Origin of the sequence: Rhodococcus sp. 27YEA15 (assembly GCF_049739425.1) — a bacterium.
Classification (GTDB): domain Bacteria; phylum Actinomycetota; class Actinomycetes; order Mycobacteriales; family Mycobacteriaceae; genus Rhodococcus_F.
In genome coordinates this window covers 4,455,689-4,470,007 of sequence record NZ_JBMHHW010000001.1, presented here as the reverse complement: position 1 = coordinate 4,470,007, position 14,319 = coordinate 4,455,689, and the positions used below count along the sequence as shown (strand labels likewise).

At 61.3% G+C, this 14,319-nt stretch carries 12 protein-coding genes; 8 read left to right on the top strand and 4 right to left on the bottom strand.

The window, feature by feature from the left end; genetic code table 11:
- The first annotated feature begins 115 nt into the window (after positions 1 to 115).
- Positions 116 to 1,171, top strand: coding sequence for a TerC family protein (locus ABH922_RS20940; protein ID WP_424808741.1), 1,056 nt, complete (start codon positions 116 to 118; stop codon positions 1,169 to 1,171).
- Positions 1,172 to 1,257: 86 nt separating this feature from the next.
- The gene (locus tag ABH922_RS20935) at positions 1,258 to 1,692 is read left to right on the top strand and encodes an SRPBCC family protein (RefSeq protein WP_424808740.1); all 435 of its coding nucleotides are present in this window, start codon (positions 1,258 to 1,260) and stop codon (positions 1,690 to 1,692) included.
- Here ABH922_RS20935 and ABH922_RS20930 read toward each other — a convergent pair.
- Together ABH922_RS20930 and ABH922_RS20925 are read right to left on the bottom strand one after the other, a co-directional pair.
- Complete coding sequence (locus ABH922_RS20930; protein ID WP_424808739.1) at positions 1,684 to 3,147, bottom strand: MFS transporter; 1,464 nt, start codon at positions 3,145 to 3,147, stop codon at positions 1,684 to 1,686. The two genes, ABH922_RS20935 and ABH922_RS20930, sit on opposite strands and share 9 nt — an antisense overlap.
- 93 nt (positions 3,148 to 3,240) lie before the next feature.
- Positions 3,241 to 4,131 (bottom strand): LysR substrate-binding domain-containing protein, encoded by an 891-nt coding sequence (locus ABH922_RS20925; RefSeq protein WP_424808738.1) that lies wholly within the window; start codon positions 4,129 to 4,131, stop codon positions 3,241 to 3,243.
- A 123-nt stretch (positions 4,132 to 4,254) separates the two neighbouring features.
- On the opposite strand from ABH922_RS20925, the gene ABH922_RS20920 reads away from it, so the two are divergent.
- Entirely contained in the window at positions 4,255 to 5,655 is a 1,401-nt protein-coding gene (locus ABH922_RS20920; RefSeq protein WP_424808737.1) for an NAD(P)/FAD-dependent oxidoreductase, read from the top strand.
- Between the two features lie 416 nt (positions 5,656 to 6,071).
- On the opposite strand, the gene ABH922_RS20915 is transcribed toward ABH922_RS20920, so the two are convergent.
- On the bottom strand, positions 6,072 to 6,305 hold the full coding sequence (locus tag ABH922_RS20915; protein WP_424808736.1) for a hypothetical protein: 234 nt from the start codon (positions 6,303 to 6,305) through the stop codon (positions 6,072 to 6,074).
- Between the two features lie 18 nt (positions 6,306 to 6,323).
- A complete protein-coding gene (locus ABH922_RS20910; protein ID WP_424808735.1) occupies positions 6,324 to 6,944 on the bottom strand; it encodes a LysE/ArgO family amino acid transporter in 621 nt (206 codons plus the stop codon).
- A gap of 75 nt (positions 6,945 to 7,019) precedes the next feature.
- On the opposite strand from ABH922_RS20910, the gene ABH922_RS20905 reads away from it, so the two are divergent.
- The 5 genes from ABH922_RS20905 to ABH922_RS20885 all read left to right on the top strand — a co-directional run bounded on the left by ABH922_RS20905 (position 7,020) and on the right by ABH922_RS20885 (position 14,202).
- Positions 7,020 to 7,913 (top strand): LysR family transcriptional regulator ArgP, encoded by an 894-nt coding sequence (locus ABH922_RS20905; protein ID WP_424808734.1) that lies wholly within the window; start codon positions 7,020 to 7,022, stop codon positions 7,911 to 7,913.
- Positions 7,914 to 8,028: 115 nt separating this feature from the next.
- Complete coding sequence (locus ABH922_RS20900) at positions 8,029 to 9,501, top strand: class I adenylate-forming enzyme family protein (protein WP_424809747.1); 1,473 nt, start codon at positions 8,029 to 8,031, stop codon at positions 9,499 to 9,501.
- 110 nt (positions 9,502 to 9,611) lie between these two features.
- Positions 9,612 to 11,456, top strand: a complete 1,845-nt coding sequence (locus ABH922_RS20895) for a DUF3556 domain-containing protein (RefSeq protein ID WP_424808733.1) — start codon at positions 9,612 to 9,614, stop codon at positions 11,454 to 11,456.
- On the top strand, positions 11,453 to 12,886 hold the full coding sequence (locus ABH922_RS20890; protein WP_424808732.1) for a phytoene desaturase family protein: 1,434 nt from the start codon (positions 11,453 to 11,455) through the stop codon (positions 12,884 to 12,886). The genes ABH922_RS20895 and ABH922_RS20890 overlap by 4 nt, the downstream gene beginning before the upstream one ends.
- Positions 12,883 to 14,202: a PucR family transcriptional regulator gene (locus tag ABH922_RS20885; protein ID WP_424808731.1), complete on the top strand. Its 1,320-nt coding sequence runs from the start codon at positions 12,883 to 12,885 to the stop codon at positions 14,200 to 14,202. The genes ABH922_RS20890 and ABH922_RS20885 overlap by 4 nt, the downstream gene beginning before the upstream one ends.
- Positions 14,203 to 14,319: the final 117 nt, after the last annotated feature.

Below are 14,319 nucleotides of genomic sequence, written 5' to 3'. Positions count from 1 at the left end.
ATGACCCTTATTCGGCAAGGAACACTGGAAGGGGCGGCGAGGCGGCCGTTCGACACCTTGTAAAGGAGTGCATTGTGACCGGATATCTCAGTAACAGTCGAGAAGGTGATCTGCGATGACCGTCCCCGCATGGGCGTGGGCCGCATTCGCCGCCGTCATCGTCGTCATGCTGCTCATCGATCTACTGGCGCACCGTGGGGCCCACGTCATCGGGTTCAAGGAAGCCGCCTGGTGGAGTGCGCTGTGGGTCGGGTTGTCACTGGTGTTCGCCTTGGTCGTCACCTTGACCTTGGGGGTGAACTCCGGTGTCGAATTCACGACAGCGTGGCTGCTCGAGAAGAGCCTGTCCGTCGACAACCTGTTCGTGTTCGCCCTCATCTTCGGTTACTTCAAGGTGCCGCGTGAATATCAGCACCGGGTGCTGTTCTTCGGTGTCATCGGCGCGCTGATCTTCCGCGGAATCTTTCTCGCCGCCGGTGTCGCCATCGTCAGTAAGTTCACTGCAGTGCTGTTCGTCTTCGCTGCCATTCTGCTCTACAGCGCGTACAAGCTGCTCAAGGACGACGACGACAGTTTCGACCCCGGAACCTCGGTGGCAGTTCGCTTGCTGCGCAAGATCATGCCGGTCCGAGACGAGTACGCCGGAACCAAGTTCTTCGTCAAAGAAGCAGGTAAGCGTGTTGCGACGCCGTTGTTCGCAGTGGTCGTCGCCATCGAGGCGGCCGACCTGGTGTTCGCCGTCGACAGCGTCCCTGCTGTTCTGGCGGTGAGTGACGATCCGTTCATCGTCTACTCCAGTAACGCTTTTGCGATCCTAGGTTTGCGTGCTCTGTACTTCTTGCTGTCCGGACTGCTCGAGAAGTTCCACTACCTCTCGAAAGGCTTGTCGATCATCCTTGCGTTCATCGGTGTCAAGCTGATCATGCAGGCAAGTCACAAGGTGATCAGTACCTCGATCCCCGAGATTCCGTCGTTGGTGAGCTTGGTGGTGATCATCGTGGTGCTGGCGGGTTCGATCATTCTGAGCCTGAAGAAACCGTTGCCGGAGGAACCGGATGCCGACGTGGCAGCCGGCGACGTCACACCGGGAATCGCGACGCAATCGGAATCGGAGTCGGTCAGGCCGAAGCGCGTCGACGACGATTCGACTACCGGACGCGGAACAGCCTGATTTCAGTCGGATCCACAGGGAGGTCACGTCTCGGCGTGGCCTCCTTTTTTTCTTGCGGAAACCGTAACGGGGTGCAGACTTGTCCCATGACTGTCGACGTTCGGCGTACTTTCACGGTAGATCGACCGATCGAGGAAGTGGTGAATTACCTGCGCAACTTCGCCCATGCGGTCGAGTGGGACCCGGGGACGCAGACATGCACTCAGCTCGGTGGCGGCCCGGTGGTACGGGGGACGCGGTGGCGCAACGTGTCCAAACTCTTCGGGATCAGTACCGAACTGACCTACGAATTGGTTCTCGATCAACCGGATCGCATCGTTTTCGAGGGATCGAACAAGACCGCCGATTCCACCGATGATCTGGCGTTCGAGTCGACCGGTGAGTCGACAACCATCACGTATCAGGCGCACATCGAATTCAAGAAGTGGGCATTTCTGATCGATCCGATCGCGCAACGGGCATTCGAGCGAGTAGGCGACAAGACCGTCGATCAGATCACCGACAGAATTCGGTCACTCTGATGGGCGAGGGCGTAGACCCAACCAGCCGACGGCGCCGACCAGAACGAACGCGCCGGCTGCGATGACGAACACGACAGTGAACGCGGATTCGCTCGGTATCGCCGGCGAACCGGCAGGGAGGTTCGCGATGGTCATCGATGCCAGAATCGTCGTCACCACGGCGCTGCCCGTCGCGCTGCCCGTGGACCGGGAGATCGAGTTGATGCCATTGGCGATCCCGCTCTGATGATTGGGAACACTCGACATGATGATGGCGGGCATCGCTGCGTAACCGAGGCTCACGGCAGCCCCGACGGCCATACTCGCGCCGACAACGGAGATGGTGTGCGTGTGGTCGACAGCGAGCCAGGCGAAGGGAACTGCGCCGAACAGGGCAGTGAGTCCGAGAACGAAACGCGGCCCACGTAATCGAATCAGTCGTCCGCCGATGGGCGCGGCGATCAGTGAGACCACTGCTCCGGGGAGCAGGAACTGAACCGATGCCCGAAGAATGCTCGCATCGAATCCGTAACCGGCGAGCTCGGTAGGTAATTGGGCGAGATACGAGACGCCCAGAAAATTGGCGAACATGCCGAAACCCACCATGAGCCCGGCGATGTTTGCCATCATCACCGGGCGGAACACGAACATTCGCATGTCCACGAGAGGTTCGTCGACGGTGCGCTCGACCCACACCCAGACTGCGAACATCGCGATCGACCCGATGAACACACCGATGGTCGACGGGGATCCCCAACCCCACTGGTGTCCTTGCGAAATCGACAACAGGAGAAGCAGTAGCGCGGCACCCAGGCTCAGCGTGCCGACGACGTCGGTACGGCCACCGATCTTGTGTGGAGAATCCGGGATCAACCAGGCGACGGCGATCAGCGCCAGCACCGCGATTCCGGCAGCCATCCACAGCACGTTGCGGTAGTCGGCGTCCGGTCCGGATGTGAGGAGCCCCGTCGCAACCAGAGCCAGTCCGCTGCCGAATGCCAAGGTTCCGCTGACCAAAGCCATTGCACCTGGCAGTTTCTGAGGTCTGACTTCGTCGCGTAGTACGGACAGTGCCAATGGGAAAATCGCCGTCGCGGTTCCCTGTAGTACGCGTCCGAGGACGAGTAACGGCAGATTGTGTGCCAGTGCTGCGATGATCGAACCGATCACCATCACGATCAGCACGCCGATCAGAGTGCGCTTCTTGCCGTGTTGATCACCGAAACGGCCCAACAGGGGAGTGAAGACCGCGGCGGAGAGGAGGGTCGCCGTGGTCACCCAGCTCACGCCTGCCGCCGAGACGCCCAGATCGGCTTGGATGAGCCCGAGGATGGGGACCGGCAGGGTCTGCATCATCGAGACGATCATCGCCGACAGACTCAGGACCGCGATGATCACCGCTTCGTTGCGCGGTGATCGATTCGGGCGTGTCGAGTCGGGCTCGGTGTCCGTGGGTGTGGCGGGGGTGTTCGTCAAGGAGTCCTTCTCGGGTACTGCGCCGGAATACTTAATGTTGTGAAGTAATTTCTCGGATAGTAGATCGGCGCACGTTTCCGCGTCAAAGAGGACTCAGTCGGTGAACGAGGGGTTCATCGCGTTCTTCAGTGCATTGATCAGGTCGACGAACTCCGGTGAGTGCGCTGCTCCGCTTCGTGTCACTCCGGAAACAGGAATCCGTAAGCGGCCGTGAGTTTCTCGCATGAATATAATTCCCGCGCGAGGTGACTCTCCTGCGGTGATCGAGTACAGAAGGGTCCACGCGCTCGGGTTGGTGATCACATCGAGCGTCGCAGTGTGGTCACTGGGAATCGCCGGCCCCAATTGCACCCGGCGACCGATCTCCCGGAATGCATTCTCGACCACTTTGTGGATCAGAACCTGACTTTGTCGTGGTGGCAGAAGTAGGGGATAGGCGGCCAGATCGTTGAGGTCGACGCTTTGACGACCGGCCAGCGGGTGTCGACTCGACATTACGATCAGCAGGTCCTCGACTCCGAGATCGAGAGGCTCGAGCCCGGGTCGGTCGACGCCTCCACGAATCAGTGCAATGTCTGCATCACCGGAGGCCACGGCGTCCATGCGATGCGCAAAGCTCTTGATCACGAACTCGACGTCCAGATCCGGGTGACGTTCGCGGACGTGGGCTATCGCATCGAGAGTTTGAGCGGCGAAGCTCATGTTTCCGGTGATGCGGATTCGAGCACGCGGGTCGCGGGCCACTGAATACGCCATCGTTTCCAGACTCAGTACCTGCTGAGCGATGGGGACGAGACGAGACCCGGCAGGAGCGAGCCGGACCTCTCTGGTCGATCGTTCGAACAGCGTCGTCCCCAGCTCCTTCTCGAGCCGCGCCACCTGATGACTGATCGCGGATTGCGAGATGAAACACCGTTCCGCGGCGCGACTGAAGCTCAACTCCTCGCTCACGACGAGAAAATACTTGAGTTGTCGAAAATCCATGAATACACCTTACTTATGAGCAATCGAGATAACAGTCTTGCGAATGCTGCAGCTAGCTGGACTGGACCCATGATCAGTCCATACCGTAATAGTCATACTTTCAATTTGATTGAGGAGTGAGTTGTGAGCAGCACAGTTGCCGGGCGCGCGGATGTCGACGCGGCCGTGCACGAGAAGACGCAGGTAGTAATCGTTGGCTCGGGCTTCGGAGCCCTCGCCGCGGCGAAGACGCTGGCGAAGTCCAAAACCCCCTTCGTTCTCATCTCTGCGACTACCGAGCATCTGTTTCAGCCCTTGCTCTACCAGGTAGCGACCGGTGTTCTCTCGGCCGGAGAGATTGCCCCGCCCGTGCGGGCAATCCTCGAGAAGGTGCCCGGCGCCGACGTCCGACTCGGCCGCGTCGTCGAGGTGGATGCCGAGGCCAAGACACTCGTGTACGAGGCATCGGGACAGCGTCACACCATCGAGTACCGCTCACTCATCGCGGCCACCGGCGCTACCCAGGCGTACTTCGGCCGTGACGAGTTCGAGGAGGTCACCTACAAACTCAAGACCGTCGAGGACGCAGAGGCGCTGCGTACGCAGATCCTGCGCTGTTTCGAGGAAGCGCACACCACCAGCGACCCGGTCGCCAGGGAAGCCCTTCTCACCTTCGTCGTCGTCGGTGCAGGCGCCACCGGCGTCGAACTGGCCGGTGAGATCAAGGGCTTGGCCCGGCGTTACTTCCCCAAGGCCGTCAGGAACCTCACTGCCGACGACGTACGGGTGACCGTGGTCGAAGGTGCCGGCGTCACACTTCCTGCCTTCGGTGGCAAACTCAGTGAGTACACTCAGAACTCGCTCGAGAAGTCGGGAGTCGAGATAGTCCTCAACACCATGGTCACCGCGATCGACGAGCATGGAGTTACCGTTTCGTCGACGAAGACCAAGGAAGAGACCCGCATCGACGCCGAAACCGTTATCTGGTCGGCGGGCGTGCGAGCCAACGACTTTGCCGAGGTGCTCGGCCAGGCGACCGGCTGTGACACCGATCGGGCCGGACGTCTGCTCGTCAATCCCGACCTCACCGTCGGTGGGTTCGCCAATGTCTACGCCGTCGGCGACATGACATCATTGAACGGTCTTCCGGGCCAGTCGCCTGTCGCGATGCAGGGTGGTCGACATGTGGCCAAGATCGTCAACGGAAAGCGTAAGCCCGGCACACCTTTCAAGTATCTCGACAAGGGCAGCATGTCGATCATCAGCCGGTTCAGTGCTGTCGTCCGCGTGCGCAAGGTCGAACTCAAGGGGTTCTTCGCCTGGGTGATTTGGCTTGCCGTGCACGCGATGTACCTGATCGGCTTCCGTAATCGTGCCGTTGCGATCATGTCGTGGTTCGGTTCCTTCATCGGACATCGTCGCCCGCACTTCCATTACGCCCAGGAGGCAATGGAAGTACCGGCGGTACCGCCGGTGGTCGATGACGACGAACCAGCTGAAACGTCGGTGGTCGAGGACAAACCCGCGTTAGTCCCTTCCGCCTAGGCTCTTTTCGGCTCTTGCCCCGGACACGACGTGTTCGGGGCAAGAGCATTTTCCTCGATCCCACGAAGTTTTGGTTGGCTGATTGTGTCGGGGGTGACAAGCGGATCGTCTATCGCGCCTGGTTGGTGGATGCGATCACTTCTCGTGGTTGGGATCGTGGGTGCACGATGCGCCTCTCCTGGGCGTTCGACTTGGCCACTCGTGGCGGCCGGCCTCCGATATCAACGCGACAGGCAGTCGGTGTTGGGAGTCCTTCTAGTGTCGTCATCTCGATCATGTCGATTACCTCGGGCTCGGGATCCGTCAGGTTCCTAGGAGGCTTCGGTGTGATTCGATGCGTCGTATTGATCATGTTGTGCTGCAGTTGCATTGGTGAGACGTCGGGACGGTTCGGTTTGCGAGTGGGCGCGTATCCGTTACCAGGTGGGGTATTGGGGGAGGGTTTCGTGCGGGGTGTCGACACCGACGTATTTGTTGAGAACGGGGGTGGCGGCGACGGTGTTGCCCCAGTCTCGGCACTGCTGGTTGTAAGGGTTCTCGAGGTCGACGGGAAATGAGACTTTCCAGTCGCCGAAAACGTTGTTGGTCGGTGCAACCCATGCAGGGGTTTCGGGTGTTTGCTTCGAATGCGGTGATGTACCGATCAGCATGGATCCACCACCAGTTGGTCAGAGCTCTACCAGCAAACTGATACCGAGAATTGTCATCATCACGGCTATGGCCGCATCGAGAATGCGCCAAGTTCCGGGTTTCTCGAAGAACGGCGTCAACAGCTGGGCCCCGTAACCCAGCGCCGAGAACCACACGACGCCGGCTGCCACGGCCCCACCGGTGAACCACCACCGCCCGTCGGCTTGTCTGCCGTTGGCGATCGATCCCGTCAAGATCACCGTATCGAGATAGACGTGCGGATTGAGCCAGGTCAACGCAAGTGCCGTCGTCACCGCCGCCACCGCAGTGCCCGGTCCGCGACCTTCCGGGTTCGATGTCGGCTGCCGCCACGCCCGCCTGGCGGCGAAGGCTGCATAGCCCAGCAAGAAGATCGCGCCGAGGATTCGAGTTCCAGTGATCAGCGTCGGCGCTCGTTCGAGAAGAACTCCGATCCCGCTCACTCCGGCGAAAAGAAGAACCGCGTCGGAAAGCGCGCATATGGCGACAACGGGAAGTACATGTGTGCGGGTGAGTCCCACGCGGAGCACGAAGGCATTTTGAGCGCCGATGGCGACGATCAAGGACAGACCAACGGCGAATCCTACGAAAACCGAGCTGAGATCAACAGAGTGGAACATGCTTTACAGCGTGCTGACCGGGCCTTCAATCGTCCAGCTAATTATTCTTACGTCGCATTAACGTAGCTTCATATCATGTGGGATTTCGAGCAACTTGCGGCGTTGAAGGCAACGGTCGAGGAGGGCACCTTCGATGCGGCCGCGCAGAAACTTCACGTCACCCCTTCTGCGATAAGTCAGCGAATCAAAGCTTTGGAGACCTCGGTCGGTCGAGTTCTCGTGCAGCGCACCAAACCTGTGCGGGTCACGGACTCCGGGCGGGAGGTGCTGCGGCTCGCCCGGCAGATTGCATCCTTGACGCACGGCACCATGCGTGAATTGGGGTTGGGGGATCTTGCCGGTCGATTTGCTCGGGTATCCATCGCCGTCAATGCGGACTCGTTGTCGACCTGGGTGCTCGGGGCGCTCGCGGAATTCACCGACGAGGTGATGTTCGATTTCCATCTCGACGACCAGGACTACACGACTGACCTGCTTCGTGACGGGTCCGTTGTCGCGGCGATCACGTCGACGGCTACCGCAATCCAGGGATGCACGATCAGGCCGGTCGGGGTCATGCGGTACCGGCCGGTGGCTACGCCGACGTTCTGCCGGCGCTGGTTCGCGGACGGTGTCAGGCCGGAGTCGCTGTCGGCGGCTCCGATGGTGGTCTTCAACCGTAAGGACCTCCTGCAGGACCGCTATCTCAATCACGTGTCCGAGAGTTCTCGAGACACACCAAGACATTTCGTGCCGTCGTCTGCGGATTTCGCGGATGCCGTGCTCGCCGGCTACGGCTGGGGACTGCTCCCGGACCTGCAAACGGTGGAGGCGCGAAAGTCCGGCGCGTTGGTCGTAATCGATTCGAACTATGTCGACGATGTCCCGCTCTATTGGCAGCAGTGGAAACTGTCGTCGCCGATGTCGGCTCGAATAGCCGAGGCCGTGGCTGCTCGGGCCCGTGACGTTCTCCATCAGCCGACTCGATGATCATTGTGCTCGCAGGACAAAAAGAGCCATGAAATTGAGCTCCGGGGACCGTTTCTTCGCCCATCGAGTATGGATAGTGTTCTGAGTCACACAGGAACGAAAGGTGCTGACTCTCGTGACGGACATCGGATATCTGGCTTGGGACCTGGCGGAGACTCACGGCCCGAAGCCGTGCCTTCGCGACGATCGCGTCGAGCTGACGTACGCGGAGTTTGCCGATCGCACTGCAGCAGTGGCAGCACAACTCGACGGTAGGGGAATCGGCGCCGGTGACGTCGTTGCCGTCATGCTCCCGAATCGGGTCGAACTACTGATCGTGATCATGGCGGCCTGGCGTCTCGGTGCGGCCGCAACTCCGATCAACCCGATGTTCACAGCCAATGAAGCCGACTACCAGATAGCGGATTCCGATGCGACACTTGTAGTCACGGTGGGGCCGGACGCGCCGACCGGTGATCGAGCCGCACTGTATGTCGACGACCTCGACACAGTGTCGTCCGCCGGGTGGCGTTCGGCCGTCGAACCGCACGCCGACGACCTGGCGTTGCTGATCTACACCAGTGGCTCGACCGGAAGGCCGAAGGGCGTCATGCTGACCCACGCCAACCTGCAGTTCATGGCATCCTCCATGGGCGGCGCTATCGGCGTCACCGGCGACGATCACTGTTTGTTGATCCTGCCGCTGTTTCACGTCAACGCCATCTGTGTCAGCGTCCTGACTCCGCTCGTCGTCGGCGGACAGGTCAGTATCACCGGAGCATTCTCGGTGTCGCGGTTCTTCGACGACGTCGCCCGCCTGCGGCCCACGTATTTCTCGGCGGTGCCCGCGATCTACGCGATGTTGACATCGCAGCCGGACGAGGTCCCGATCGACACCTCGTCGCTTCGCTTCGCGGTGTGTGGTGCCGCCCCGATCAGCAAGGAACTCCTCGAACGTGCCGAGAGCCGTTTCGGTTTCGTGATCGTCGAGGGGTACGGGCTCACGGAGGGGACGTGCGCGTCTGCGTGTAACCCGGTCGATGGGGTTCGTAAGCTCGGTACCGTTGGTCCTGCACTGCCGGGGCAGCAGATCGCGATCCGTGCCGACGACGGTACGCACGCGCCGGCCGGAGTGTCGGGTGAGGTGATCATCAAGGGCGTCAACATCATGCGCGGATACCTGGGCAAACCCGATGAGACGGCGAGAGCGCTGGACGGTGGGTGGCTTCGTACCGGTGATGTCGGAGTTCTGGACGACGACGGCTACCTGACTCTGGTGGATCGTATCAAGGATATGATCATTCGCGGCGGTGAGAACATCTACCCCAAGGAGATCGAGAACACGCTCGCCTCGCATCCGTCGGTGTTGGAAGCGGCCGTGATCGGTGGCCCACATGCCGTGTACGGAGAGGTTCCCGTAGCCTATGTCGTCGCATATCCGGACACGCCGGTTACCGAAGACGAACTGCTGGAACATGTCACGGGCTTGCTCACCAGAGTGAAGGTACCGGTGGCGATCCATGTAGTCGATGCACTTCCCCGAAACCCGGTGGGCAAGATCGACAAGCCGAGAATGCGACAAGACCTGAAGGCGACCGCAGTCAACTAGTAGCTTCCACCGAACCTCGAACCTCGAACCTCGAACCTCGAACCTCGAACCTCGAACCTCGACGACGTCCGTCGAGTCGAACCGTCATGCCCACATGTCAGGAGTACATCATGGGATTCAAAGAAGGAAACTTCCCTCCCGTAGACCCGGCCACGTTCATGGACAAACCCTTTCTCCTGCGCTTACGCGAGATGTCCACGCACTGGGTCGATTACGGGTTCGGTACACCGAAGATGGTGCACACCGTCTACATCATGAAGCTGCTGTTCCTGTACGTCGCCGCCGGTACGGCCATCGCGACCCTGACGTCCGGTCTCTCGTGGTTCGACATCGGGTCCTGGTGGAATCAGCCCATCGTCTACCAGAAGTTGATCATGTGGACGATGATGCTCGAAATGCTCGGTCTCGCCGGCTCGTGGGGGCCGCTCGCCGGGCATTTCAAGCCGATGACCGGCGGTGTCCTCTACTGGATCCGTCCGGGAACCATCCGGCTGGCACCGTGGCCCGGTAAGGTCCCGTTCACGTCCGGTGATTCGCGCACGGTCTTCGACGTCGTGATCTACATTGCGGCAGTGATCAATCTTATTGTCGCCGTTACTCTTCCGGGAGTACACACCAGCGGGATCGACGCCGCTGTCGACGGCAACTCCGGATTGGTTCGCCCGGCAGCCCTCTATTCGTTTCTGGTTCTGATGGTGATTTCCGGTCTGCGCGACAAGGTCCCGTTCATCGCGGCTCGAAGCGAGCAGTACCTGCCCGCGATCGTTTTCTTCACGTTCCTGCCGTTCGTCGACATGATCCTCGCACTCAAACTCCTGATCGTCACCGTGTGGATCTGCGCGGGCATCTCCAAGTTCGGCCGCCATTTCTCGCTGGTGATTCCGCCCATGATCAGCAATACACCGTGGATTCCGTCGAAAAAGATCAAGCGCGCTCACTACCGGAACTTCCCCGAGGACCTGCGTCCGTCTCGACTCGGCGGCGGGGTGGCGCACGTGGCCGGCACTCTGGTGGAGATCGTGACGCCGTTGATCTTGTTGTTCTCCACCAACCACACGCTGACCTTGCTCGCGGTGTTGTTGATGGTCGGATTCCACCTGTTCATCGCTTCTACGTTCCCGCTCGCCGTCCCGCTCGAATGGAACCTGCTCTTCGCCTATGCCGCAGCATTTTTGTTCCTCGGTTTCCCGGCCTGGGACGGGTACGGTATCGGAGCTATGTCGTCGCCGTGGCTCACCGTGGGAATCGTTGCGGCACTGATCTTCTTCCCGATAGTGGGCAACCTGCGACCGGATCTGGTCTCTTTCCTTCCATCGATGCGCCAGTACGCCGGTAACTGGGCGTCGGCAACGTGGGCGTTCGCGCCAGGAGCGGAAGCGAAGATCGATCAGTACATCGAACGTCCCGCGACGATCACCCGGACTCAGCTGTTGGCGACCTACCCCGAAGACGTGTCGGACGTCGTCATACACCAACTTCTCGGCTGGCGTTCCATGCACAGTCAAGGCCGGGCACTGTTCTCGCTGATGATCCGGCACCTCGGTGAGGACATCAACACCTACTCACTGCGTGAAGCGGAGTTCTGCTGCAACTCCATAGTTGCCTTCAACTTCGGTGACGGGCACCTCCACGACGAGAAGCTGATCGCTGCGATCCAACGACGATGCAACTTCGCGCCGGGAGAGTTCCTGGTGACGTGGATCGAATCGCAGCCGATTCACAAGGGTACGCAGGCGTACAAAGTCATCGACGCGGCACTCGGTGTCATCGAGCGTGGAACGTACAAGGTGGCCGACGCCGTTGCGGAACAGCCGTGGTTGCCCAACGGCCCCATACCGTTCGACGTGCAGTGGACCCTCGAGGTGCACGCTGATCGAGCGATCACCGACCCGCAGGTCGTGGCGGAACCACAGATGCGTACGAGGAGCACCGACGGGAGCGAGGTGAGTAAGTGACCACGGCCGTGGTGGTCGGCAGCGGGCCGAACGGGCTCGCTGCCGCGGTGCACCTGGCGCGAAGCGGAGTGAACGTGCAGGTACTCGAAGCCGCCGACGAGATCGGTGGCGGTACCCGATCCGGGCCGATCGACGTTCCCGGACTGATTCACGATCACTGCTCGGCATTTCATCCGATGGGCATCGGGTCTCCGTATCTGTCCCGGTTGGACTTGGAGCGGTACGGGCTGACGTGGCGGTGGGCGGACGTCGATTGCGCACACCCGCTCGACAACGGTGATGCCGGTGTTCTGTTCCGATCACTCGAGGACACCGCAGCCGATCTCGGCGTCGACGGTTCGCGTTGGCAGTGGATGTTCGGCGATCTCTCTACCGGGTTCGACGCACTGGCATCGGATTTGATGCGCCCAGTCGTCAATGTTCCGCGTCATCCGCTGCGGCTGGCTGCGTTCGGGCCGCGCGCGCTGCTTCCGGCGACGGTGACCGCGAGGCTGTGGAAAACGGAGAAGGGTCGGGCGCTCTTCGGTGGCGTCGCTGCGCATGCCTACTACCGGCTCGACCGGCCGGCCACCTCTGCGGTGGGGCTGATGATCATCGGTGCGGGTCACCGCTACGGCTGGCCGGTCGCCGAAGGTGGATCGCGCGCCATCACGGACGCGATGGCGGCGATGCTGACCGATCACGGCGGCAAGATCTCGACCGGGATACGGGTGCGATCCGCCGCCGAGATACCGGACGCGGATGTGGTTCTGCTCGATGTCGACCCGGGGGGTGCGCTCCGAATTCTCGGCGACCGGTTACCGGCCAGGGTGGCGAAAGCTTACCGGAAGTTCAGGCGGGCGCCCGGCGCCTTCAAAGTCGACTTCGCGATCGAGGGGCATGTTCCCTGGACCAATGCCGACTGCGCCCGCGCCGGCACAGTCCATCTGGCCGGCGGCTTCGACGAAATCGTGGCAGGGGAGCGGGACGTCAACTCCGGGCGCATGCCCGAGCGGCCGTTCGTTCTCGTCGGCCAGCAGTATCTGGCCGACCCGACCCGTTCCGCAGGTGACTTTCATCCGCTGTACGCCTACGCCCACGTCCCGTACGGATACAGTGGCGATGCCACCGAGGCCGTCATCCGGCAGATCGAGCGCTTCGCACCCGGATTCCGCGATCGGATAGTCGCGTCGTCGAGTCGCAGTACCACGCAACTGGCCGCGGACAATCCGAATCAGGTGGGTGGGGACATCATCGGCGGCGCCAATTCCGAACTACAGGTGGTTATGCGCCCACGCATCGCGCTCGATCCGTACAGTACGGGGATCGAGGGTACGTACCTGTGCTCGGCATCGACGCCGCCGGGCGCCGGTGCGCACGGAATGTGTGGGTACAACGCGGCTGAATCGGCTCTGAAGTATCTACGGAAGCAGGGCTCGGAGGTGTTGTGAGTAGTCCGCCGAAGGACAGAGGCGCCGGAGCCATACGGCGCCTCGCCCGAGTACCTGCAGCCGCCGAACCAGAGGTACTCGCCGTCGTGGCGGAGGTGGCACGACGACTCGACGTACGGGCAGCCGACATCGCGCGCGCCATGGCGATCATGATGGCTCACGAGATCGACCAGCTGGACGCCGATGCGAACCTCGTCGAGATGCTCGAGGCAAGTGTGCAGGGCAATGTGACCACCATCATTCACGTTCTGGCCAACGACATTCCGATCGATCACCTCCAGCCCACCACGGCTGCGGTCGAGTACGCGCTGCGCCTTGCTCAGCGAGACGTACCGTCCAACTCGTTGGTGCGTGCCTACCACATGGGGCAGGGCGACCTGATGCGGATCTGCCATGACGAGGTCAGCGCGCTCGACATCTCCTCGCACCTCACTTCGGCTGTACTGAAGCATATTTCGGACGTCGTCTACAGCTACATAGACTGGATCACGCTGTACGTGTTCGATGCGTACGAGCAGGAGCGCAGCAGATGGATCAACGCGCAGGGAAATCTGCATTCCGCGGCCATTCACGCCCTGCTTTCCGGAAACAGCACCGATGTGACAGCTTTCGAGTCGGAGACCGGATACCGTCTCGGTCAAAATCACCTGGCGTTGATCATCTGGTCCACGCGGGATGCCGACGTGTTGGGAATCAATTCTCTCGATCGCCTCGTGCACGACCTGGGTTCGGCTGCAAGCGCGGACAAGCCGCCGATCATCACCGCCATCGACCGTCGAACGGTCTGGGCGTGGCTGCCGTTCGGTAGGCGGGTTCCCGCTCCCGACTCGGAGACATTGTCCGTGTCGATGCCGCTGGACAGCGGGACTCGGGTCGCGATCGGGCTGCCAGGAGCCGGTGTGGACGGCTTCATCCGTTCACACGAGCAAGCGCGGGCCGCATATTCGGTTGCAGCGGTTCCGGATACCCCGCAGCGCCCGGTGGTGAGCTTTGGGGACCGTGGTGTGGCGGTTGTGTCCCTGCTCTCGCAGAATCCGGAATCGACCAAGGCCTGGGTGTGGGAGGTACTCGGCCCGTTGGCCGGCGACACTCCCGCGGCGGCGTCACTTCGGACTACGTTGAGTGTGTATTTCGCGCACGGTGAAAGCCACCTCCATACCGCCAATCACATGAATTTGCACCGGAACACAGTCAAGTACCGTATCAACAAGGCACTCGGCGATCCGGTTGCGGCAGGCCGCGACAAACTCGACCTCGCGCTGGCACTGCAGGTATGCGAGTTACTGGGCAGATCGGTGCTGCGGCCCACTCGTTGATCAGTCACCGGGCCGTCCCGGCGAAGCAGTCCGTTCGCGCTGTCAGCGGATCGGCTTCGACCGCCTGAAGACGGGTGGATGCGCGCAGCGGCGAATCGAGTGGGTGTTCGACTTCGC